Annotated in this window: 18 protein-coding genes; 12 read left to right on the top strand and 6 right to left on the bottom strand. The window is 38.7% G+C overall.

The features are described from left to right. Positions 1–35 precede the first annotated feature (35 nt). From PUND_RS16690 to PUND_RS16675, 4 genes are all read left to right on the top strand, one after another. Positions 36–278, top strand: a complete 243-nt coding sequence (locus PUND_RS16690) for a hypothetical protein (RefSeq protein WP_010389212.1) — start codon at positions 36–38, stop codon at positions 276–278. A gap of 32 nt (positions 279–310) precedes the next feature. Next, the gene (locus PUND_RS16685) at positions 311–1,162 is read left to right on the top strand and encodes a patatin-like phospholipase family protein (protein WP_010389213.1); all 852 of its coding nucleotides are present in this window, start codon (positions 311–313) and stop codon (positions 1,160–1,162) included. 205 nt (positions 1,163–1,367) lie between these two features. Further along, entirely contained in the window at positions 1,368–3,392 is a 2,025-nt protein-coding gene (locus PUND_RS16680) for a hybrid sensor histidine kinase/response regulator (RefSeq protein ID WP_010389214.1), read from the top strand. Positions 3,393–3,441: 49 nt separating this feature from the next. Next, positions 3,442–3,633, top strand: coding sequence for a DUF3185 family protein (locus tag PUND_RS16675; RefSeq protein ID WP_008115648.1), 192 nt, complete (start codon positions 3,442–3,444; stop codon positions 3,631–3,633). Between the two features lie 94 nt (positions 3,634–3,727). On the opposite strand, the gene ahpF is transcribed toward PUND_RS16675, so the two are convergent. From ahpF to PUND_RS16660, 3 genes are all read right to left on the bottom strand, one after another. Continuing rightward, positions 3,728–5,305 carry an alkyl hydroperoxide reductase subunit F gene (gene ahpF, locus PUND_RS16670; RefSeq protein ID WP_010389218.1) on the bottom strand — a complete coding sequence of 526 codons (1,578 nt, stop codon included), beginning with the start codon at positions 5,303–5,305 and terminating at the stop codon, positions 3,728–3,730. Positions 5,306–5,466: 161 nt separating this feature from the next. Further along, positions 5,467–6,036 carry an alkyl hydroperoxide reductase subunit C gene (gene ahpC, locus PUND_RS16665; protein ID WP_008115650.1) on the bottom strand — a complete coding sequence of 190 codons (570 nt, stop codon included), beginning with the start codon at positions 6,034–6,036 and terminating at the stop codon, positions 5,467–5,469. A gap of 216 nt (positions 6,037–6,252) precedes the next feature. Further along, positions 6,253–8,355 carry a two-component system response regulator gene (locus PUND_RS16660; protein WP_010389221.1) on the bottom strand — a complete coding sequence of 701 codons (2,103 nt, stop codon included), beginning with the start codon at positions 8,353–8,355 and terminating at the stop codon, positions 6,253–6,255. Positions 8,356–8,610: 255 nt separating this feature from the next. Between PUND_RS16660 and PUND_RS16655 the strand changes: the two genes are divergently transcribed. Next, positions 8,611–12,141 (top strand): ATP-binding protein, encoded by a 3,531-nt coding sequence (locus PUND_RS16655; protein ID WP_010389223.1) that lies wholly within the window; start codon positions 8,611–8,613, stop codon positions 12,139–12,141. A gap of 142 nt (positions 12,142–12,283) precedes the next feature. Here PUND_RS16655 and PUND_RS16650 read toward each other — a convergent pair whose 3' ends face one another. After that, on the bottom strand, positions 12,284–14,539 hold the full coding sequence (locus PUND_RS16650; protein ID WP_010389224.1) for an ATP-binding protein: 2,256 nt from the start codon (positions 14,537–14,539) through the stop codon (positions 12,284–12,286). Positions 14,540–14,548: 9 nt separating this feature from the next. After that, positions 14,549–15,817, bottom strand: a complete 1,269-nt coding sequence (locus PUND_RS16645; RefSeq protein ID WP_010389226.1) for an ABC transporter substrate-binding protein — start codon at positions 15,815–15,817, stop codon at positions 14,549–14,551. Between the two features lie 213 nt (positions 15,818–16,030). Between PUND_RS16645 and PUND_RS16640 the strand changes: the two genes are divergently transcribed. The 3 genes from PUND_RS16640 to PUND_RS16630 all read left to right on the top strand — a co-directional run bounded on the left by PUND_RS16640 (position 16,031) and on the right by PUND_RS16630 (position 17,721). Beyond that, entirely contained in the window at positions 16,031–16,450 is a 420-nt protein-coding gene (locus PUND_RS16640; protein WP_010389229.1) for a DUF3429 domain-containing protein, read from the top strand. 67 nt (positions 16,451–16,517) lie between these two features. Further along, positions 16,518–16,910, top strand: a complete 393-nt coding sequence (locus tag PUND_RS16635) for a hypothetical protein (RefSeq protein ID WP_010389232.1) — start codon at positions 16,518–16,520, stop codon at positions 16,908–16,910. A gap of 1 nt (position 16,911) precedes the next feature. Further along, entirely contained in the window at positions 16,912–17,721 is an 810-nt protein-coding gene (locus PUND_RS16630) for a class I SAM-dependent methyltransferase (RefSeq protein ID WP_041709302.1), read from the top strand. Here the strand turns inward: PUND_RS16630 and PUND_RS16625 are convergent. After that, positions 17,713–19,311, bottom strand: a complete 1,599-nt coding sequence (locus PUND_RS16625; protein ID WP_010389234.1) for a GMC family oxidoreductase — start codon at positions 19,309–19,311, stop codon at positions 17,713–17,715. The genes PUND_RS16630 and PUND_RS16625 overlap by 9 nt on opposite strands. Positions 19,312–19,399: 88 nt before the next feature. Here PUND_RS16625 and PUND_RS16620 point away from each other — a divergent pair, with 88 nt between their 5' ends. The 4 genes from PUND_RS16620 (at position 19,400) to PUND_RS16605 (ending at position 25,225) form a co-directional block, all read left to right on the top strand. Further along, positions 19,400–20,401: an AraC family transcriptional regulator gene (locus tag PUND_RS16620; RefSeq protein WP_010389235.1), complete on the top strand. Its 1,002-nt coding sequence runs from the start codon at positions 19,400–19,402 to the stop codon at positions 20,399–20,401. A gap of 35 nt (positions 20,402–20,436) precedes the next feature. Next, positions 20,437–21,435 carry a Gfo/Idh/MocA family protein gene (locus tag PUND_RS16615; RefSeq protein WP_010389236.1) on the top strand — a complete coding sequence of 333 codons (999 nt, stop codon included), beginning with the start codon at positions 20,437–20,439 and terminating at the stop codon, positions 21,433–21,435. A 174-nt stretch (positions 21,436–21,609) separates the two neighbouring features. After that, positions 21,610–22,476, top strand: a complete 867-nt coding sequence (locus PUND_RS16610) for an EamA family transporter (protein WP_008115672.1) — start codon at positions 21,610–21,612, stop codon at positions 22,474–22,476. 334 nt (positions 22,477–22,810) lie between these two features. Beyond that, on the top strand, positions 22,811–25,225 hold the full coding sequence (locus PUND_RS16605; RefSeq protein WP_010389237.1) for a TonB-dependent receptor: 2,415 nt from the start codon (positions 22,811–22,813) through the stop codon (positions 25,223–25,225). Positions 25,226–25,263 lie beyond the last annotated feature (38 nt).

The raw sequence follows: 25,263 nt of genomic DNA, 5'->3' as shown, positions 1-25,263 counted from the left end.
CAACATAAAAATAAGTCTGTTGATTTTTCTTTAGCTTGACTGCTTACATTGGCCTCTCTCCATACTGTGTATCAGAACTACTTGCCAAAGCACAGCAGCCATTAGAAACGAGTAACCAAAACATAGATAAAATTGCTAAACAATCAGGGTTTTCATCAGGTTTAAGCTTTCGTCAGCGCTTTTTAGCTACTTTTTTTCGCCAACAGCCTAAAGAAAACAATTTAAAAGTCCCATATCAGAGTAAAAAGTTGCTCGCACAGTTAGGGCACACTTGGTAGCATAAGTGCATTGTCAAAGGATGGAAGTTAATATGAACAATACCCAGCACGCATTAGTGGTTGAGGGCGGTGCCATGCGCGGTATTTTTGCCGCAGGTGTACTTGATGAGTTTTTAGAGCAGGGATATCAACCTTTTACCAGCTATTTTGGTGTATCAGCTGGTGCTACAAATGTTGCTGCGTATTTATGTAAGCAAGCAACCCGAAACTACAAAGTAATCACTGATTATTCCTGTAGGCCTGAATTTATTAACTTGCCACGATTTGTTAAAGGTGGACACTTGTTTGATTTAGACTGGCTTTGGCAAGAAACAGTACGTGAAATTCCTTTAAATACCGACGAATTCTCGCAATCCCCTCACGACTTTTATATTGTTGCAACGGCAATCGAATCTGGACAAGCTCATTACTTACAAGCAACAGGTAGCGAAATGGTAGAGCAATTAAAAGCCTCTTGCGCTATACCAATAGCTTATCGGGATTATCCAACAATAAACGGGATCGCCATGACCGATGGCGGCGTTGCAGATTCTATTCCGGTAAAAAAAGCTTATGAAATGGGGGCATCAGAAATAACAGTTATCCTTTCTCAACCTTTAGGCTATCGTAAAAAAGATAACAAAGTTCCGTGGTTAACCAAACAACTCTATAAAGATACCCCAGCGCTTGCAGAGGCGGCCATACTGCGTTCTAAAAAATATAATGACAGTATTGATTTTTTGCATAATGCTCCACCGGATTGCAAAATAAATATTATTGCTCCACCAGCAGGGTTTAAAGTCGGCCGCACCACTAAAAATCTAGCTATACTCAATTCAGGCTATCAAATGGGCATAAGTGAAGCTAAAACTTACCTAGGTAGCCCTAGGTTGCGTGAGAAATGAACATAAGCTATAAAATCAACCTATAAGAAGTATACAGTGATATAACCTTTGAATTTACAGCTTACTCCAGCTATTAATTTTTAAACCAACGGGGTAATGTAATAAAGAACGATGTGTTCCCCGTCGTATTGCAAAAAACAGATTAAATTTAGGCGTGTTTTTTGCATTAAATTTTGTGTACACACCAAATAAATTAAGGGTTTTTGTGAATTTTCTTCGATGCTTTCATAATATAGTCTCAGATCAGCAGCTAAGCTTTGATCAAAAAATTGCAGACTTACTTGCTTTTGGGCTCGATGTTTTTCAACTCGACTTAGCTATTATCAGCCGCGTAAAAAATGATTCTTATATTGTTTTACATGCCATCACCCCTGACAATTCTCTTGCAATTGGTACAGAGTTTGAATTAAACGGCACCTATTGCACGCATACCTTGTCGGCCAACTCTGCACTCGCATTTCATAATGCGTCGCAAAGTAGTATTGCAAATCATCCATGCTATATTAATTTCCAATTAGAAGCGTACATTGGTGCGCCTATACGAATAGGCAAAGACGTATTTGGAACTGTTAACTTTTCATCTGCTCAAGAATGCGCTCCTTTTAGCGATGAAGCCTATGATTATATTGAATTATTAGCGCAGTGGTTAGGCTCGGAATTGGCGCGCAATCAGGATAAAGCCAATCTCACTAAAAATAGTGACACTTTATTAAAGCTTGAAAACGTAGCAAATATAGGTACATGGGAAGTCGACCTAATAGAAAATACTATTTTTTGGAGCCAACAAACTCGACGTATTCATCAAGCCGAAGAACACTATACTCCAGATATAGAAAAAGCCATTGAATTTTATAAAGCAGGTAAAAGCCGAGACAGTATTAATAAAGCGGTAGAAAAGGCAATATCTACGGGTGATAAATGGCACTTAGAGCTGGAAATTGTTACCGCTAAACAGCAAAGCATTTGGGTGTCGACTTTTGGTGAGGCCGAGTTTAATAACGGCCAATGTGTGCGATTATTTGGCACTTTTCAAGATATAACCGAAGCCGTTAAGCTACGCGAAGAGTTAAAACAAAAAAAAGCACTTGCTGAACAGCTATTAAAAGATAGAAGTATGCTGTTTGCAAAAATTAGTCATGAGCTACGCACTCCGCTCAATGGTATTACGGGTATGTTAGCGACACTCATAGATGAACATGATTATGACAAGCGGGCTGAAAAAATTAAAATTGCCCTACGAAGTGCTGATATATTATTAAGTATTATCAATGAAGTACTCGATTTTTCAAAAATAAATCATGGTGAATTAAAACTGGAACCTCATCACTCGTTGCTTAAAACGGTATTTACCGATTTGGTTTCTTTATATTCGGTATTGTTTAGCAATAAAAACATTGAACTACGAGCCACTAACCTCATTCCTAATGATGTTTGGGTATACTGCGACACCTCTCGATTAAGCCAAATTGTCTCTAATTTACTGAGTAACGCATTAAAATTTACAGAGCGTGGTTCTGTTTCGCTCGATTCACAGTTAGCATTAGATACAAAGCGCCCTTTACTTACAATTAAAATAACCGATACGGGTCGCGGCATGAGTAAAACGTATTTAAACTCATTATTTAAGCCTTTTACCCAAGAGGTTGATGCTAACAACAATAAAGGTGGCACCGGGTTAGGCTTAGCCATAGTTAAAGAGCTCGTTGGTTTTATGAATGGCAAAATTGAGGTAACCAGTGAGGTTAACGTGGGCACATGTTTTACCTTAACTATCCCAATTGAGCGTGGTAAACAACAAACACAAAAACCTAGCCTTAAATTTATTAATAACCATAGTAATAAGCTCTCGGTTTTGGTGGTTGATGATAACGAAATAAATCGCCTGGTATTAGAATCAGCACTGGATAAATTTAATATAAAATCAGACTTTGCTATTGACGGCCAAGATGCCCTGTTAAAATGCAAACAAAAGCATTTTGACCTTATTTTTATGGATTGCATTATGCCTATCATGGATGGTTTTGAAGCCACCAAGCAACTAAAGGCACAAGGTATCTGTGACTCGCAAGAAACTTATATTGTGGCGTTAACTGCTAATGCATCCTCACAAGATAAACTAAACTGTAAGCAAGCAGGCATGGATATGTTTATAGCCAAACCGTTTAAACTGCCAGCGATAGAAGAAGCAATTACAAATACACTAAAAAGACTGGGCGTAGCCACATTATAACAACGAGTGTCGCCCAGATTAATTTGCACTAAAAACACAAAGGATCATTATGACAAATAAAATCATTGGTATTGTACTTATTGTTATTGGCGTAGCACTTGGTATGTGGGGTTATGATGTTTACGATTCTGCAGCTTCACAAGTTACTCGTGCATTCAATGGCGAAACCCCAGTAGAAGCATGGCTTGGCTTTATTGGTGGCGCAGTTTGTATTTTAGTAGGCCTTACCCGACTTAAATAACACACAAAAAAGCCGCCTTTGGAGAGGGCGGCTTGGGTGAACAAACAGCTATGGGTGAGAGCTGTTTTATCAAGAGGCTTACGCTAAAACGCTATTAAGCAGCATTTTGCTCTGCATCGGGTGTTTGGCGAATTAAGTAGTCAAAAGCTCCTAAGCTAGCAGTTGCTCCGGCGCCCATAGCAATAATAATTTGCTTAAATGGCGTATTGGTCGCATCGCCCGCCCCGTATATACCTGGTAACGACGTTGCACCTTTAGCATCAATGAGTATTTCACCAAATTGACTAAGCTCAAGGTCACTCTCTTTTAACCATTCGGTGTTCGGTATCAAACCAATTTGTACAAATATACCGGCTAAAACTAGCTCCTTACTTTCTCCAGAAACACGATCGGTATAATTAAGGCCTATTACTTTGTTACCATCACCGAGTACTTCAGTAGTTTGTGCATTTTTAATAATAGTAATGTTTTTTAAGCTATTTGCTTTACGAATAAGTACTTCGTCGGCACGTAACGCATCGGCAAATTCAAGCACCGTTACATGCTCTACAATGTTAGCTAAATCAATAGCCGCTTCAATACCTGAGTTACCGCCACCTATTACAGCAACAGGTTTGCCTTTAAATAATGGGCCATCACAATGCGGGCAGTATGCAACGCCGTGGCCTTTATATTGTTGCTCGCCAGGTACATTCATTTCACGCCAGCGTGCACCGGTTGCTAGCACAAGTGATTTAGCTTGTAATACAGCGCCATTTTCTAAAGTAATGTCATAGCCATTACTGCCTTTTTGCAAATTTTCCGCGCGTTGGTTGTGCATTACATCAACATCATATTCTTTAACATGCTCTTCAAGCTGAGCCACCATTTTTGGCCCTTCGGTTGCTTTTACCGAAATAAAGTTTTCAATGGCCAATGTGTCAGCTACCTGGCCACCAAATCGATCGGCAACCACCCCCGTATTTAGCCCTTTACGTGCAGAATAAATAGCTGCCGAAGCACCTGCTGGCCCACCACCGACGACAAGAACATCAAACACTGATTTTTCATTCAATGCTTTGGCTTGGCGCTGTGCACCTTTGCTATCAACTTTATTTAAAATATCGGTTAGGCTCATTGCCCCTTGGCTAAAAGGCTCTCCGTTTAAGTAAACAGCGGGTACAGCCAATATATTTCGTTGTTCTACTTCATCTTGAAACAGAGCACCATCAATCATGGTGGCTTTGATATTGCTATTTGTAGCAGCCATTGTATTTAGCGCTTGAACCACTTGCGGGCAGGTTTGGCAGCTCAAACTAATATACACTTCAAAATTGAGTGTTTGCTCAAGTGTTTGTATTTGTTCAATATCTTCTTGACTGGCTTTACTAGGGTGCCCCCCCGTATGTAATAGCGCTAACACTAAACTAGTAAATTCATGACCCATAGGTACCCCTGCAAAGGTAATATGAGTATTTTTTTGTGGCGAATGCACCACCATTGAAGGTCTGCGTGCCGAAGTATCTGGATTGTTACTTACACTAAACTTATCGCTTAGTGATGCTAAATCATTCGCTAAACTTTCTACTTCTGTTGATTTTTTGCTGTCATCCAAGGCGATAAGCAGCTCAACAGGCTGAGTCAGCGATTCAAAATGGCTTTTTAATTGGTTCTTTATGTTGTTGTCTAACATGGCTTAGCCCCTTACGGAAAAATAAAACAGCAGAACCCCCATGCCATCAGTGCATGTGCGAATTTTAGAAAAGAGTGATGGCGTGGGAGAGTGCCCAGTGAGCCAAGTAGGCTCACTGGTATTAGAGTTATGTGCTACTCTAAATTTAATGAAGGTAAGGTTTAAATCTTACCAACTAGGTCTAGTGAAGGTGCTAATGTGTCTTCACCTGGCTGCCAAGATGCAGGACATACTTCGCCGTCATGCGTGGCAATGTATTGTGCGGCTTGTACTTTACGAACAAGTTCTTTAGCACTACGACCAATACCTAAATCATGCGTTTCAACAACTTTGATTTCACCCTCTGGGTTCATTACAAATGTACCGCGAAGAGCTAAACCATCATCTTCAATCATTACACCAAAGTTACGTGTAATGCGTCCTGTTGGGTCGCCAATCATTGGGTAAGTAATTTTACCGATAGTGTCTGACGTGTCATGCCAAGCTTTGTGAGTAAAGTGCGTATCTGTTGATACCGAGTAAACCTCTACGCCCATTTCTTGTAGCTGTGCATAATGATCTGCAAGGTCACCTAATTCAGTTGGGCATACAAATGTGAAATCTGCTGGGTAAAAGAAAAAGATAGACCACTTACCTAATACGTCTTTTTCAGTGAGTTCTACAAAGTCACCATTGTGGTAAGCTGTTGCATTGAAAGGTTGTAATTTTGTGTTAATCAATGAAGTGCTCATAGTATTCCTCATTTATGTTTAGTGTATTTAAAAAAGTTAACGCCCTGTGCGTTGGCTTGATTAATACAATAAGGCTATTGAGGAATTAAATAAAATTGATTGTTTAGATTAAAACAATCGATTTTTAAGATTACCCAAGGTAAGAAGTTAAAATAATTGAATGTGAGCTATCTTAAAATTAAAAATACTAGTTACACTGAGCACTAAAGGTAGCCATCAGAAAATGAGATTTTCAAATTCATTTTCAGGTAAAGCCTTGCTAAACAAAAACCCTTGCCCTTCTTCACACTCAAGCGAAATAAGTGTATCTAGCTGTGCTTGAGTTTCAATGCCTTCACCAACTATCCTCAAATTCAATGAATGCGCTAAATGGGTAATTGCTTTCACTATATCTAGGCTTTGCTTATCATCAACCATATCTTTAACAAATGACTGGTCAATCTTTAATACATCAACAGGGAATAGTTTTAAATACGACAAGCTCGAATAACCCGTTCCAAAGTCATCTATCGCTATGCTCAAACCAAGGTTTGAAAGTCCGTTTAATATTCTACTTGTTTCATCAAAATCACTCATTAAAGCGCTTTCTGTCACCTCTAATTCAAGATAACCACTAGGAAGCTCAGTATCCTCAAGTATTTGCGCTACGCTTTCTATAAATTTAGGATCTGTAAATTGTTTAGCCGCCACATTAACAGCAACTTTAATTGGATGGCCTTTATCTAGCCAGCGTTTAGCCGCTCTGCAGCTTTGTTTTAAAACGCTATGACCCAACTTATTAATTAAACCAGTCTCTTCAGCTAATGGAATAAAGTGTAACGGAGATATTAAACTCCCCTCCTCATCTCTTAACCTTACTAACGCCTCAGCGCCTATAATTAATTTATTTTTTAGGCTAAGTTTGGGCTGAAAGTGAACTTCCAACGTGTCATTTTCAAGTGCATTTCTTAAAATCTTATCTATATTTTGACGTTGATGAAACTCATGTTCTAAGTCATCTGAAAAATAACAAAATCTATCTCTACCGTGCTCTTTGGCTTTATACATTGCTGCATCAGCATGCGACATCATTAATTCGGCAGAATCAGAATCCGTTGGATTAATACTAATTCCCACGCTTATAGTTAAATTAAACTCTCTTCCATCAACACGAAAAGGTTGATGCATTGCATACAAAATATCAGATGCAACAGCATCAACATGACACGGCGATTTAATATCTGGGAGCAACAATACAAATTCATCCCCGCCAACACGGGCCAAGGTCGTATTTAAATCAACAATAGATTCAAGTCGTTTAGCAACCAGTTTTATGATTTGGTCGCCAACATGGTGTCCCTCTGTATCATTTAAATATTTAAAATGATCAATATCAATTAACATTAACGCCACTAAAAAACCATTACGCACAGATACCTGACAAGCATGCGCAACGCGATCATGTAATAAAATTCGATTGGGTAAATCGGTTAATTGGTCATGGTTTGCTAAATGGCTCATCTTAACAGCCATCGCAATCGACTCGCTCACATCATGAAAAACTATAATCGCGCCAATAATATTCCCCTTTTCATCTCTGATGGGGGAAGCAGAATCCTCAACCCGATGAATTCTGCCATTTAAGCTCGTTAATTGGCAATTAAGCGCCATAGCTACTCTTCGCTGCTCTTTTAAAGCAATAGAAATTGGATTAAGGCTTTTGTGCTTTGTGGTTGCATCCCGTAGTTGCATAACCTCTGAAATATGATTACCAACTGCTTCATGCATTACCCAACCGGTCATCATCTCTGCAATCGGGTTCATAAACGTTATTTTTTCGTCTTTGTCTGTTGCTATAACTGCGTCGCCAATCGAGTTGAGCGTTACGCGCAATCTTTCTGATTCAATAGCAAGTAAACGCTGTGAATGTTTTAGTTGTTGCTCTTGTGTTTTTAGTTTTAGATGATTGCCAACGCGCAAGCGGCATACCTTAAGATCAACGGGCTTTTGTATATAGTCAATCCCACCCAACTCTAAAGACAAATGCTCAAACTTACTCTCATTATGGGAGGTAATAAATATTACTGTTACACCACTAGTTTTGGGATCGTTTTTTAAGCGTTTACACACTTCTAACCCGCTAATATCAGGTAATTCAATATCTAATAAAATAATTTCTGGTAAGAACTGCTGTGCTTTTTCAATGGCGCCAAAACCAGTATCGCTACATATAACTTCTGCAATATCTGATAAAGCTCCCTCTAAAATCATTAAACTAGTGGGTTCATCATCAACAATAAGTACTCGATGCGCAAAGCTTTGATCTACAGTGGTTAACACAATCACTTCCCATAAAAAATTAAACAAATGCACATAAAGCCTAGCTTAGTTAACCCAAACCTCCACCAATTACCTAAAATATATACTTAAGCATTATATTATTAGCGTCAATCAAAAAGGGTTTGTAGAGTTCTAAATTTGAGATAAATGAATACAAAACAAAACTCTTTATTAAAAGTAAAACTTGATAAATTACCTATAGCTCTCTAAGTTTATGGTAGCTAAATAATGGCTGGTCTTTAATTGGAGTAGTGGATGCCAATAAATCTTAAGAAAAGGATAATTCGTCAGGTAAGTAATTACACCCTTTTATTCCCTATTTCTTTATCCGCCATAATTACCTTAATTGTTGTAGCCATTATTATTAATGAAGCAAGTTTATCGCGCTCAGTACTTGGCTCTGTAGAACTAGAAATAATAGACAAAAACCAATCTATTAATTCACAAACACAAGAGGTTATTGAAAACTACCGTCGAGATATTCGTTTTTTACACGCAACCCCTCCAATCAAAGGTTTAGCCAGGGCATCAAATAACAAAGGTGTAGACCCACTAGAGAACACCACCTATGCTCAATGGAAAACAAGGCTTGAAATTATATTTGCAGCGTTTTTAAAAAATAACCCCGATTACGAGCAGCTAAGAATCATCAGTACCAACAAAAAAGGACAAGAACTGGTAAGGGTTGATCGCGTTCAGGGTGCAGTAGAGGTTATAGATTTAAATAAGCTCCAAAATAAAGGAGCGCAAGAGTACTTTACGGCCAGCAGTAAACTCTCTGATGGCGAAATGTATCTGTCTGAAATTTCGTTGAATAGAGAGTACGGTAAAATAGAGTTTCCTTATCGCCCGATGTTGAGGCTGTCTATGCCAATTTTTGATGAAAATCAAAATAGATTTGGCTTTATCATAATTAACGTTAATGCTAATAACTTAATAAGCATTATTAGCAACAGTATTAATTCACCATTTGAAATCGCTTTAACTGACAGTAACGGCTATTTTTTATTGCATCCAAATAAAAACTTCACCTTTGGTAAAGACCTAGGTAGTGATATTAGCATCAATAATAATTACACTTTCAACCCCGTTGCTAATAGCTCATTGTCGCTTATAAAACCAAAAAGCATTGCGCAAACAAGTTATTACACTGCAAGAAAACAAATCACTTTAGCGCTGGGTGAAAAACAAAACTTTTTATCTAGCCACGTTTTAGCGCCTGTTGAGTATATAAAAAATATTGAAATGGAACGCAGAACAAAGCTCTACACCTTTTTGCTTATTTTGGTTATTTTATTAACTATCATTCTCGCATTTTTCAATCGTAGTCTTCGCAAAAGCCAAGAGCTTGCAAATGCGCGCGCACAATCTGAGGCAATTATAACCGGCTCATCTGATGCGGTAATTGGCATTACCAATAACGGTATTGTATCTAGTTGGAATAATGCCGCAACTCTGATGTTTAAGCTTGGAGAGTTAGAAGCAATTGGAAAACCAATTAATGATTTAAAAATAATAGATCAGCTAAATTTTAACGAGATAATTGAAAAGTTCACTGATGGTACTCGTCAATTTAAGCAAGACGCTAGTATCAGTAACGGCTCTACTAAACGCTACTTTTCACTCTCTTTATCAGCCATTATCGATCAATTTGGAATGTTTATTGGTATTGCAATAATAGCCAGAGATGTAACCAAAGAGCGCACCATTGAGAATGAAATAATAAAAGTAAATCATGAGCTTGAAAATAAAGTAGCCATTCGCACTAAAGAGCTCAAACAAGCCAGTGAAGTAAAAAGCGCGTTTATTTCTAATATAAGCCATGAAATGCGTACTCCACTTAATGGCATAGTGGGTACTTTAAACTTAATAAAAAAAGAGCCATTGAGTGAAACACAAAAAAACTATTTAGAAATGACCGAAGTGAGTGTGAGTGCTTTATCTGTATTAATAAATGATATTTTGGATTTATCTAAAATAGAAGCAGGTAAACTTGAGTTGAACTTTAAAGAGTTTAATTTAATAAAATTAATCGAAAGTGTTTGTGGCAGTATGGCTGTTAAAGCTCAGGAGAAAGGCCTCGAATTTGTTTTAGATGTTGTGAATTTAAAATGTAAAACGATTACAACTGACCCCCATCGTTTTTCACAAATTCTGACTAACTTAGTAAATAATGCGATTAAATTTACTGAAACTGGGTTTATAAAGGTCACCGCTTATTGCGAGCAAACAAGCAATGATACTGTGACCGTTCACGTAAAAGTTACCGATAGCGGTGTGGGCATTGCACAAGAAAACCAGAACAAATTATTTACCGCCTTTTCCCAAGAAGATAAAAGCGTGGCATCTAAATTTGGTGGAACAGGGCTGGGGCTTTCTATATGCAGACAGCTTTGCAGCCTGCTGGGAGGAGAAATTAGCTTTGAGTCAGAAAAGTCTCTAGGTAGTAGTTTTCACATAAAACTAACACTGAGCAATGATGATACAACTCATTATAGTTTTGCCCCACGATTAAAAAACAAAAGCTTCGCTATTGTGACTAAAAATAACGAGTTAGCCGACAGCATAAATAATTTAATAGCTGCTTTTTCTGGAAATAGTTTTTCAGCTGAACAATTACAACAATCTCTTGTTTCAGATGATATAAAAAACGTGTCTTTACCTGACTTTATACTTATTGAACAAGACGACACATTGTTAAAACGTTTAGATGAAATGTGGCCAACTATTGCTAATCATCATGTAATTAAAGTTATTTTATTAGCAAATCGCGGTTATCCTCAAATTAAAACAAGACACGTGCAAGCCAGCTTACTTTCTAAACCAATACTTATTTCAGAGTTTTTAAAAACAGTCGCCGATGAACGCAGCCTTGAAGATAAAATAAGTGCTGGTAGCAGTAATATTAATATTAACAAACGCCGTGAATCAGACTCAGTTAAAACTGATAACTCTGACTTTAAAGGGGCACATGTTCTTATCGTTGATGATAACGAAATAAATATAGAAGTAGCCGCGGGTATATTGTCATGTTTATCTTTAGAGATAGATACCGCGTCAAATGGCCAACAAGCAGTAGAAAAACTTGTTAACTCGGTGGCCAATAATCATCAATACCACTGTGTATTTATGGACTGCCAAATGCCTATATTGAATGGTTATGATGCAGCAAAACAAATAAGAGCTGGTGAAGCAGCGCCTCAAAATATTGATATTCCCATAGTCGCTATGACTGCTAATGCAATGATGGGTGAAAGACAAAAATGCCTAGATGCGGGAATGAGTGATTACATCACTAAACCAATCTCTGCAGAGGTATTAGTTGCAACGGCTACAAAGTGGTTGTCTTCAACTTTTATAAAAGAAGCTCCATTGGAAAATAATCAGCTTAACGAAATTAATAAACCAATTTCTGATACTTTGGATAGTCAAAGTTTACCTGATTGGGATAAAGATAACGCGCTATCTCGGTTATTAAATAATGAAGAGCTTCTTATAAAAGTATGTGAATTATACCTTCAGAGTACACCAATGAAGCTAGAAGAACTTGAGGATGCAATAAATAACAATAATTTATCGCAAATATCAAAATTAAGTCATGGCTTGAAAGGCTCATCAGGTGATGTAGGTGCGGCTAACTTGCATAAATTATTTGATGAATTAGAAGTAATGGCCAGTGAAAATGCCATGGGCAGTATGAAGAATAAATTAGAGCTCATTCAAACTAGCTACAAAAAACTCGAATCAACCATTAACAGCTACTTAGAGATACAACCCAGTAGTTAGCATTTTGGTGGTGATAATGAATAAACCACTGAAAATATGTATTGCTAATTAAAGTTAAAAACGCCTAAAGGCGCTTTTAACTTTTGAGTGTATTGCTAACCAATACCACCAAAAAATATAAAAGCACATAGGATGTTTATTCTTACTCGCTATACTGGTCAATTATAACTTTTAAACTATTGAATTCTATAGGCTTGTTTATAGTGTTAGTTATACCCGCTGTCACGTACTCAGGCTCGTCTTTCTCAGTGATGTTTGCAGTAACGGCAATAATCGGCACATCGTGGTAATTGGCTAGTTCCCTAATATATTTAGTTGCCAAAAGCCCGCCCATTACCGGCATTTGGATATCCATCATAATTAAATCAAATTGTTGTTTAGTACATAGTTCAAGCGCTATTTCACCATTATCTGCCACGATAATATGTTTAATACCCATTGCTTTTAAAAAGCTTTCTAGCACGATTTGATTTACCGGATTATCTTCGGCAATTAATACCTGCACATCTTTATTTTTAATATTTACATCGGGTAATTGTGCTTGTTGTTTTACGCTTGTATTTGCAATGGGAATATTAAGCCTTAGCTGAAAGTAAAATGTCGAACCCTTATCCAATTCACTTTCTACTTGTAAATTACTGCCCATTAAGTTTAATATTTTACTAGAGATAGTTAATCCAAGCCCTGTACCACCAAAACGACGTGTTGTTGAAGTGTCAGCTTGTGTAAAAGCATCAAATAACGTTTTTATACTATGTTGTGAAATACCTATACCACTATCGATAACGCTAAATAGTAACATCACTTCATTGCTATTTTTCTCTTTTAGAGCAACAGATAATGTTACTGTTCCACACTCTGTAAATTTAAATGCATTCCCCAATAAATTCATTAGTACTTGTTTTAAACGGGTTTCGTCGCCTTGTACCAAATCAACAGAATCTACTTTTTCTTTTACTATTTTAAACTCTATATTTTTATGGTCGGCTTGCGATTTAAAAATTTGTTCCAGCTCATACAATAAAGCACTTAATTTAAACTCTCTATTTTCTAGTAGCATTTTATCGGCATCAAGCTTACTTAAATCAAGAATGTCATTAAGAATAACCAATAAACTGTTACCTGAAGAGCTAATAACCTCAATCATGCGTTTTTGTTTAGCATCAAGCTCTGTATTACTCACTAGCTGTACCATGCCTAAAATACCGTTCATGGGAGTGCGTATTTCATGGCTCATATTAGCTAAAAACTCAGATTTGATTCGGGATGTTTCTTCTGCCGCTTTTTTTGCTTCAACTAGGCGCTCGTTTAGCACTCTAAATTTATTTGCTGCTTGGGCTAAAAACCCTATTTCGTCTTCACGGTTAATATCAGCTATGTTTGCTGAGAAATCACCATTTAGAAATGATCTAAAACTAAATGTGAGCCTGTTAATCGCTTTAATAATATGAAAGTGAAAAAATAAAGCGAAAAGAATAAACAAGGTAACAGACAAAAATAACGACACTTGAATAACAGTTTGCGCAGCATCAATGCTCTCTTGACTGGTTTTCGAAATATCACTAAGCAACAACAATGCATCTTCTTGCAATTTTTTGGCAAGTGCTGAAAACTCGACCGAATCACCGGCAATAACAATATTACTTAAGGTTAAATAGTTTCTATTAGCTTGAATGGCCTGAGCAAATAAAGACTCGAATTTAGTTGTTAAACTATTTAGTTGCTCGACCTTGTTGTGGCCAATCATTTTGTTTGTAGCGCCACTGTTGGTTAATTGTTTAATTAATTGTAGCCGCTGTTTTACTTGACTACGTTTGGCGTAATCGCGTTGAGTTAAAAACAGGATTGAATTGCGATACAGATGATGCCAATGATCCTTTAGCTGAAACAATAATAAATCCTTGCCCAGCTTGGCCGTTTCTCGATCCCTGCTTGCTAAGGTAGTTAATGCTAATTCGTAGGTATTTGGTAACTGTTGCTCAATAATTTTAGACTTTTCATCATATCGTTTTTTAAGACTATCGATACTTTTGCCATAATTTAAAACCAATGATTGCATGGCGTTTAATGAGTTTTTAATCTTGTGTTGCTGAATTCGCTGTTGTGCTTCAATTAACCGCGCTTGAATACTTTGCTGAGTGCTTTTTATTTTATCAAAAATAACCTCGCTACCCGACACACCATAAACCGAAATATCTCGTTGAATCTGTAAAATATCTTTGTTAATTTCAAATACAACAACTGACAGCCCATTAATATTCAATACATTTTTACTGGCTTGCTCTATTTTGTCGGTTCGCTCATTAATAACAACGTAAACTATTATTTGTATTAAAATAAAAATAGCCAACGAAGATAATACTTTAATAGATAAAGAACCAATTAACTGTTTCAGCATTCAATTCCCTTATGCGTTTAGTAGTTCAAACCATTTATCTAAACTGTAATCGTAGTTATCCATCACTGTATTCCACACCGCAATATTAGAAAAGCGCTTTTCATAGCTGCCGCCATCGCGAATTTGCCCTGGCATAATTATATTTTTGCCATCGGTACCCGCTAGTGGTTGAGTCGCTTCTTTGCCATCGTACCAATAATCCCATTCGGGGGTGGTAATTATTTCTTTACTACGTTCTGGATTAGAAATGTAATAACCTTGCTTTGAAATAAATGCACCAGGCCAGCCCGATAACCACCAGTTCATATATTCATAAGCGGCGTCTTTTACGTGCCCTACCGTATTAGCAGAGAGACACATTACCCCATGCCATGCTCGATACCCTTCTTTAGGAGATGCATTAACAACGGGTAAACCTTGGGCTCTACATGCAGTCACCCCCGGTGAAAATATGCTTTGAATATGCACGCGCTTTTTAAGCATAAACTCAACAGATTGTGGCACCGATGTCCAAAACCCAGAAAAATGCCCTGCTTGCTTTTTATTAATTAAAATTGCAAACAGTTTGTCTATTTCTGCAACACTCATATTGGCAATATTATTAAATGTCATCAGCCCTTGAGCCTGGGCTGCCAATGCGGCATCGAAAATACCTATGGTGGGGGCATTCACCAAACCTACATGACCTTTGTTACTCTCTTCAAGCAACCAGCCCCATGACTCAGTCTCGTAAGCCACACCCTTAGGTATAAAATTAGTGTTATAGCCAAATGAATCCACATTGTGAACATAAGGCATAAAACTTATTTTATCAGTTGCTTGGCTTCCAAGTGAGCCATCTTGTTGAACATATAAAATTTTGTTGGGCGCATCACCTGCGCCCAATTTTGCTGTGGGAACTAACTTACCGGTTTTGGTTAGTGGGTTTATTTCCTGCCAATATTTTAGTCTTTCTACTTCAATTGGTTGAATAGCATTGGCTTGCCACAATATATTAATTGAGTCAGACCATTGTTCATATAAATCAAATGAAGAGGGATCAGCTGCTGCTTTTTGTAAAACGGCCGCACTCCCCATAGGGGTAAATTCAATATTAATACCTAGCTCTTGCATGGCGCGGACTCTAAGCTCTTCTTGTAAAGTTACATGCGTTCCCATGACTCTAAGCGTAACCGGTTTTTTTGCAAACACATACGGCGCTTTAAATGCGACAGCAGAGGTCGCAGCACCGACCGCTAGCGTACTTAAAAATTTACGTCGAGTGACATTGTTAGCCATACTAATCATCCATTTAGTGATTCCCACAATTAGTATAGGTAATAATCGAATAATCACTAACTTAGCGCTTCAAAAAACACTATTTTAATTAAAATGAGTGATCGTCATAAATAACATGGTCGTTTAATCATTGTATAAATTTTATAAGATAACTCTATCTATCCTTGTTACACTAGCAGTGTTGAAATACCTACTCGATTAAGGCGCTTACCCATGGAAAAATTTGTTAATCACATTCAACTAGGCTATTTGGGCTTGCTGCCGTTTTTAGGTTGTGTGGGTTGGCCATTGATGTTTGGCAGTAACAGTGTCAATTTAGAGTTTTTTAGTTTTTACAGCATCGCTATTTTAGCGTTTATGGCAGGTAATTTATGGCATGCAGGGCAACAAAGCTTTGCCGATGCCATTAAAGCTGTGCTGCCGGTAATTCCTATACCGTTTTTATCATTTTTGCCGATTGAGTGGATGCTTGCTTGGTTAGGCGCGAGCTTTTGGTTAGTACTGATTTTCGAAAAAGCGTCGATTCATTGGCAGGGTTATCACAAAGATTACCAAAAAATGCGCTTTGTGCTCACATCTGTGGTGTTTGTGTGTCATATCTTAATTATTGGTATGAGTATTTACCCTAAATAACACGCCATTACTTAACCATTGGTCTGTAATAGGGTAACATCCGCGCACTGTATTGAGAGGACACCCCATGATAGACCAATTGCGCCAACAGCTTACTGACCTTGGTGAGAATTTTGTAGAAAAAAACGCCGCTTTTAAAATAAAAGTGATCCCTTTTTTTTGTGCCATTAGCATAAAAAAAGATCATAAAAGCGAAGGTCGTCTTTCTTTTTATTCAAATCAACTCATTGAAATACTAATGGTTGTGTTGTTTGTATTGTTTGGCTTATCTATATTTGATCCTGATGCAGGATTTACCCATGGTCCTATCCACATTGTTTTTGCTATTTTGATTACCTTTAACCTCATCTTAAAACAGGTTGCTATTGAGGGTTTAAAAACACGTTTAGCTATGTACAGGTTGCATCAAGCACCTCAGCAAAATGATGAGCCCGAAAAACCAAACACATCTTCACGCTGATATGTATTTAAATCCAGACTGGAACATACTTACGGTAGGTGATGGCGATTTATCGTTTTCAAATGCGCTTTATCGTCATATTAAGCCAAAAAAGTTAGTGGCATCCACTTACGACGACCAATCAACTATTGAGCAAAAATACCCAGACAATGCGCTCAATGCTTTAAAGTCGCAAAAGGTAGAAGTACTTAATAGTTTTGATGTAACCAACCCACAATGTTGGCAAGCGCTTGGCCAGCATTTACATAGTTTTGATGTGGTTATTTTTCAATTTCCGCTTATTCCTGCGTTTGTTGGTCGTGATGCATTTGAACATAATACTCGCCATACCAGCATGAACGTACTTAACCGTGCATTACTGCATCAATTTATAAAATACGCTAATGAGTTTGCTTTAAACCCGCAAGGCGCGAGGCTGTGTTTCATCACTTCAAAAGATGTTAAACCGTACCGTGAATGGAATATTGAAGGCAGTTTAGGTACCCATTTGAACGCACAATATCAAGGGCAAATGCCATTTGATATTAGTCACTTTAGTGGCTATAAAATTCGTAATGTTGACCGTGATAAGCACGTTAAAGACACCAGCGGCATTACCTATGTATTTAGTGAAAAACCCTTACCTGAGCTGGCTAGCTTGTTAACTTTGCCTGCTTACTTATCCGATAATTATTGCTCGCTATGTCGTGTAGGGCCGTTTTTAGCTTACGAAGATAAAAGCAAGCATTTTGCTGCTAAAAAACACCTGCAAATGATCAAACTAGAGCAAGACTGGCAGCAATGGTTAACAGCGTTTTATAAGTCAAGCTAGCTTAATTAAGTCAGCTGCTTTTTCGGCAATGGCTATCACACCGGCATTGGTGTTGCCGGTAATTATATGCGGCATAATTGAGGCATCAACCACACGCAAATTTTTCACGCCATGTACTTGTAGTTGGCTATTCACTACCGCCATGGGATCTTGCCCCATTTTACAAGTGCCTACAGGGTGATATTCAGTCTCGGCCGTTTGCCTAATATACTCAATAAGCTGCTCATTATTGTTAACATCTAGCGGGTAAACCATATTACCTCTAATTACATCAAATGCTTCACTTTGCATAATCTGCAGAGTTTTTTTAAGCCCTGCTAACATCACGTTTAAATCATCGGGGTGGCTTAAATAATTAGGATCAATAAGTGGAGCACTCAAGGGGTTGGCATCGGCTAATCGAATCGTGCCACGGCTTTTAGGGTGCATAATACTACAGTGAATACTATAACCATGGCCTAGGTGCAGTTTACGGCTATGGTCATCCACCAGCCCAATTACAAATTCAAGCTGTACGTCAGGTACTTTTGAATCGGAAAATAGCTTTATAAAGGCATGTGATTCTGCAAAATTACTAGTAAGCTGCCCTTCACGTTTGGCAAACCAATCAACGCATCCTTTTGCAATATTAAACGCCCCACCCGCACTTATACCAAATGTGCCTTTACTGTATTTAGCTTTATACAATGGCACAACGGTTAAGTGGTCATGAAGGTTCTCTCCAACACCAGAAAGCTCGTTTACTATTTCAATATTATGCTGCTTTAGTTGCTCTTTAGGGCCAACTCCCGATAGCATTAAAATTTGCGGTGAGTTAATTGCGCCAGCGCTTAAAAGCACCTCTTTTTTTGCATGCAATACAACGGCCTTATTGTTTATAGAAACAGAGACTCCGGTTGCAGTTTTATCGCAAAAAAGCACTTTATTAACGTGTACTTTGCTAAGCACAGTTAGGTTTTTTCGGTTTAAATGGGGAGTTATATACGCTTTTGCCGCGCTACAACGCTCACCTTGATGTTGAGTCACTTGCGATAACCTTGCACCCACTTGCTGCCCTGCGTTTATATCGCCATTGTGCGGTACACCTTGTTGTTCGCAGGCGTTTAAAAACAGCTGATTTACTGGGCTTGGCAGGCTTAAATCCTGCACATGCAAAGGACCATAAACCCCGTGTACATCACTTTCAGTAAAGGTTTTATTATTTTCAGCTTTAATAAAATAAGGCAATAAACTCTCATAATCCCAGCCCTCACTGCCCAGTGCAGCCCAACTATTATAATCGTGCTTATTACCTCGAATATAAACCATGGCATTAATGGAACTTGAACCGCCAAGCACTTTGCCACGAGGCATAAATCCGCAGCGATTATTAAGTTCTTTTTGAGGTACCGTATTGTAATGCCAGCTATTAATGCCATAAGGCACGCTTGCAGCGACCCCTGCAGGCATTTGAACCATTGCACCTTTATCACTGCCGCCCGCTTCAATTAAGCACACACTCACATTTTTATTTTCAGATAATCGCGATGCAATAACGCAGCCTGCACTGCCTGCGCCAACAACAATGTAATCAAATGTAGTGATATGCATACTTATTCTCCAATTAAAAAACTAGTTTGCATGGAACATCGAATAAAAACTTGTTATTTTTAGACATCCTCACGCAAAAGTATATTTTATGAGCCGCTTAATTAGAGCCACCTCTTTACAAGGAATAGACCATTTAATTGCAGAACTTGGGGGAGGTTTCGCTGCCATAATGCAGCAGTGCGCCATTAATGTGGACTTTAATAAACTAGAGCAAGAGACCCTTACTTACCGCGCGTATGCACAGCTATTAGAGCATTGCGCGAATACACTGAATTGTCCAAATTTTGGTTTAAAACTAGCAAGCCTGCAAAGCTTTGATATTTTGGGCCATATTGCAATAGCCGCTCAAACAGGCACTAATTTAGCCGAGGCGCTAGATTGGGTGATAAAATATTTACACTTGCATACGCCAGCGCTTAATTTAACCACTCATCCACTTGATGATAATAAACACGTGTTTTTATCATTCGCTATAAATCTCAGGCCATTACCGGCAATAAACCAGGTAATAGAGCTCACCATTGCATTGGCCATAGCTACCTTAAAAAATATGAGTAATGGCCGCTGTAAGCCACAAAGTGTATTTTTACCTCATACCCTAGGCGCAAATAAGCAGACCTACCACCAGCATTTTGGGTGTAAGGTTATTACTCACAGAAATAGCGCCGGTGTATTAATTGCCAAACAAGACTTAGATTTAACACTTAACATAACTAAGCAACATAAAACCCAAGCAGCACTTAACTTTTTAGCTGAAAATAATGCTTATAGCCAATCTTTACCCACTCAGGTAAGCGCGCTTATTCGCATTATGCTGCCGATATTTCAAAGCGCTAATAATACTATTGCCGCTGCGCTTAATATTCACCCTCGCACCTTGCACCGAGAACTTAAAAAGCACGATACCAGTTTTGTAAAGCTCAAAGACGCCACTCGCCGCGCCTTATGTGAGCACTATTTATTACAAAACCAATTGTCGGTGACTCAAATTTCAGAGCTTTTAGGTTATCAGGAGCAAGCTACGTTATGTACTAGCATTAAACGTTGGTTTAATTGCTCTGCCCGCGCATTTAGAGCCAAACATTGTTAAACTGCGCCCTTGTTTAAAAACAGCAAAGGCTATTCATGAATTTTGTAATTGTAGGTACTAATTTTATTAGCGACACGTTATTGGCAGCGGCTAATACACTCAGCAATTTTAATTTATACGGTATTTGCTCTCGCCAAATAAGCAGCGGCGAGCGCTTTTTAGCTAATCATCCAACAAATACCGATGCTAAAATTTTTACCTCTATTGATGCTGTGTGCCAAGATGAACAAGTAGACGCAGTCTATATAGCGGCGCCCAATAGCCTGCACAGTGCATATGCAATACAGTGTTTAAAAGCGGGCAAACACGTATTAGGTGAAAAGCCCTCAGCGGCTAATAGCAGGCAACTTGCGGCTATTTTAACTGCGGCAAAGCAGCATCAGCGCCTTTACATGGAAGCGATGATGACAACGCACTTACCTAATTTTGCGCACTTACAAGCTGCCCTAAAAAAAATAGGCACACCACGTAAGTTTATTGGTCAATTTAGTCAGTATTCATCACGTTACGACAAGTATAAAAATGGTGAGCGCCCTAATACCTTTTTACCTGAATTTGCTAATGGTGCCTTACTAGATTTGGGTATTTACCCACTTTATCTCGTTATTGCATTATGGGGAGCGCCACGCTCTGTTCACGCCAGCGGCGTATTACTTGAAAGTGGTGTGGATGGTGCAGGCGATGTGCTTTTAAATTATCCCGACAGACAAGCGGTGATCAGCTATTCGAAAATTTCACAAGGCGAAAATATCACTGAAATTCAGGGGGAATTAGGTCGAATTAGAATTGAAGCCGTGTCGCAGCTTAAAAAAGTAGAGTTTATTGCTAACAATGGTCATAAAGAGCTTATTAGCACGGAATTTGACGAGCACTTTATGAAGTACGAACTCGAGAACTTTATCAATACCATTGAGCAAAATCAGGGAGAGTCTAGCGTTAATACTCATCAGCTTTCTGTCGATGTAATGCAAGTACTTGACACCGCACGCGCACAACTTGGTGTTGTTTACCCAGCAGATTTATCCTCTGAATAAAACAAAAACTATCGGCTAAGCGATAAGCGTATTTTATCGCTTGGCCTTTGAGCACACTTTACTAAACACTGCTATTTTGAATTAAGCTTAAAAAGATCACAAAATTTGACTTACCTCTGAGATCAAAAGCAGGTAACATGCCGCCAAAATTCATCGCAATCTTTAAGGACATCCATGCAAAAATCAACCAAAGATCTATTACTGGCTATTTTATGCATATTGCTAGCAATGATGACGATTCAGTCAGGCGCGTCACTGGCTAAACAGCTTTTTCCTATTGTTGGGCCTGAGGGCACAACAGCCTTACGTTTAGGGTTTTCGGCCGCTATTTTATGTTTGATTTTTAAACCATGGAAACACTTCCCTGTTGCAAGCCAACGCTTACCCATATTAATTTATGGATTAAGTTTAGGCGGCATGAATATTCTATTTTATTACGCGATAGAACGTATCCCATTAGGTATTGGGGTTGCGCTTGAATTTACAGGCCCATTAGCTGTCGCGTTATTTTCTTCTCGCAGAAAACGTGACTTATTTTGGGTTGCCTGTGCAGTGGCCGGTATTTTATTACTTTTACCTGATATGAAAGGTCAAGACAGCCTTGATCCAGTCGGTGTAGTACTCGCACTTGCGGCGGGTGCCTGTTGGGCTGGCTATATTTTATTTGGTAAGAAAACAGGCAGTCAAAGCTCTGGTGGCGCAACGGTTGCGATGGGCATGACAATATCAGCCATTGTGCTGGTGCCTTATGGCGGCATTTCACAAAGTGCTGCATTTACTTGGGATATTATTCCATTAGGTATTGCTATCGCCGTGCTTTCAAGCGCCCTGCCTTATACTCTTGAAATGATTACTTTACGTAATATGTCGCCACAAGGTTTTAGTATTGTAATGAGCCTAGAACCTGCAATTGCAGCACTCGCTGGCTTAGTTATTTTAGGTGAACTGCTAAGCATTTGGCAGTGGCTGGCTATTTTACTGGTGATTATTGCCTCGGTAGGCAGTTCAATGTCTAATGGTAAAAAGCAGCCTGCTGCTTAGAGTTTAATAATTTAATTGCGTCATGAACTATCATGGCGCAACTTCTCATCTCCTATTTTACAACTCCCTCTTAGTATAATTAAGCCTACGTTTTATCTCTCCTTTCACACCATTCATTGTTGCACTTAAAACAATATATACCACTTACGGTGTGTGCATTATTTATACAAACACCTTGTTATATTTAAACTTTAAATTTAAGTAAAAACCTACACCTTAATTTTTATTCTAAAAAAGTGAATTAAAATTCATATTTTTATTTCCATCAACAAAACTCCCTGATATTATTAGCGCTCATTTATTAACGTACTAAATCTAACTGGGATCAATTTTTATGTTTAAACCAAGCCTGTTAACCTTGGCTGTATCAAGCGCACTGAGCGGTGTATTATTTAGCGGTAATGCAACAGCACAAGAGCAAATTATTGAAAAAAATAAATCGCTTGAAGTTATTGAGGTTACAGCAACACGCCGAAGTGGCTCTATTCAGGCTGCGCCTCTTAACATTACTGCGCTTGATGCCGATGTAATGAAAGACCAAAATATCAGCGAATTAGCCGATGTAGCGCGTTGGGTGCCAGGTTTAACAATTACTGATCAAGGTGGTCGCTCTGGCTCACCTATTATAGTTCGTGGATTAAATACAAATTCATCAGGCCCTTCATCAGATGGCGGCACGGTAGCCACTTACATTAACGAAATTCCAGTATCGGTAGATATGCGCCTTGTTGATGTAGAACGAGTAGAAGTACTTATTGGGCCACAAGGCACACTATACGGGGCTGGTACATTAGGTGGCGCTATTCGCTACATGCTTAAAGAGCCAGAGCTTGATTTTATATCAGGTGAAGTATTTGGTGATGTTTTTCAAACTCAAGAAAGTGATTCGGTCGGCGGCGAAGCCGGTTTTATCTTCAACTTACCATTGATTGAAGACAAACTGGCGGTACGTACCAGTTTAAATATTTATGAAGACCCAGGGTTTATAGACTACGCCTACACCGTTCGTGAACCAGGTGTGTCGATTACCGACCCTGATTGGACAAACCTTGATGCGGTTAATAGTAATCTTAAAAATGTAAAAGACGCCAACGGTGAAACCACCACAACTGGGCGTATTTCATTGCGTTACAAGGCAAACGAGTCATTCGAAGGCACATTAAACTACTTCTATCAAAAGCAAGACACCGAAGGCCGCTCAATTGTTCATCACAATAGCCTTAACGGAAATAATGGTTTAAATGATCGCATCGGCAAATACGAGTCAGCGTACCGTTTTGAAGAGCCACGGGAAAAAGAAGATCAATTACTGAGCCTCGAACTTAAAGCCGACTTAGGTTTTGCCGAACTGGTATCAGCTACCGGTATTTCACACTTTGAAGCCGATGGTCAACGCGACCAAACTGACCTTTTAATTCGTTTAGACTATGGCTACGAAGAGTTTCCTTCGTTTTCAGCGTTTACTCGTGAAATTGACGAAGTCGATACCTTTACTCAAGAGCTACGTTTGGTCTCACAAAGTGATAGCGATTTAAACTGGATTGTTGGTGGTTTTTACAATAAAACCGACACCGACGCATCAAGCAGAGAGTTTACGCCAGGCTTTGATCAGTTCGCGGTTGATAATTTTGGTGGCGCACAACTTAGACCTGACTCTTTAGAGTATTTAGAAATTACTGGCAGCAAAGTCACTGAGTCTGCACTTTTTGGTGAAGTGGGTTACCAGGTAACCGATAAACTCGACATTACCATTGGCGCGCGTTTTTACGAATACGACGTAGAATCAAAAGCGGCTTTTGATTTTCCATTAGCAAATACCTTGTATGAAGGTGCTGCACCTGATGAAGTTTCAGTTAACTTTGAAGAGAACGAAGCCGGTGACAACGGTAATCTGTTCAAATTTAATGCTAAATACCAATTTACAGATTCAGTAATGGCGTATGCAACTATAAGTGAAGGATTTAGAATTGGTGGCTCAAATGGCTTAGTGCCTTGCCCAACACCTCTACCTGAAGACCAACAAACAGGCTGTGGTACACCAGATGAAATGCTATACGATGCCGATACAACCACCAACTATGAGCTAGGCTTTAAAAGTACCTGGATGAGAAGCCAGCTACACTTTAATGCCGCACTATTCAATGTAGATTGGGATAACGCACAAATTGCCGGTGCAACAACAGTAGGCCAATTACCGTATTTATCAAATGCTGGTAGCGCAAATGCGAAAGGGGTTGAAATTGCCACGCGTGCAATTTTATCAGACTCGTTTACTGCCTATGCAACTTATGCCTATACAAAAGCAGAACTAACCTCAGACGCTCCGTATTTATTTAATGCCGATGGCACTAATGGCGCGAAAGACGGCGACCGTTTACCGGGCTCACCTGAGCATCAGTTCTCTATGGGTATTAACTACCAAACAGACGTTTTAAATGATAAAACCCTTGATATTAACTATGGTTTAACCGCACAAAGTGATGTAATTTCAAAAGTAGGCCTACGTGACAACGGTGAAGCACTCCCAGGTTATAGCTTAAGTAATATTTCAGCTAAATTAACCGCCGATGCGTGGTCGACTACTTTATATGTAGATAACCTATTTAATAAATATGCGGTTACTTCTGTTCGTCGTTCAGATGCGGATATTACAACAGCCAATGGCGCAGACATACAACGTAACTATGGTTACTTTATTAATCGCCCGCTTACTGTTGGCATTAAATTTAACTATCAGTTTGAAATATAATTAAGCGACAAGTTTGAAATGTAATTAAACGATAAGTT

It is taken from the genome of Pseudoalteromonas undina, from assembly GCF_000238275.3.
GTDB lineage: Bacteria > Pseudomonadota > Gammaproteobacteria > Enterobacterales > Alteromonadaceae > Pseudoalteromonas > Pseudoalteromonas undina.
The sequence above is the reverse complement of the archived record's forward strand: the minus strand, read 5'-3'. Positions and strand labels throughout refer to the sequence as shown.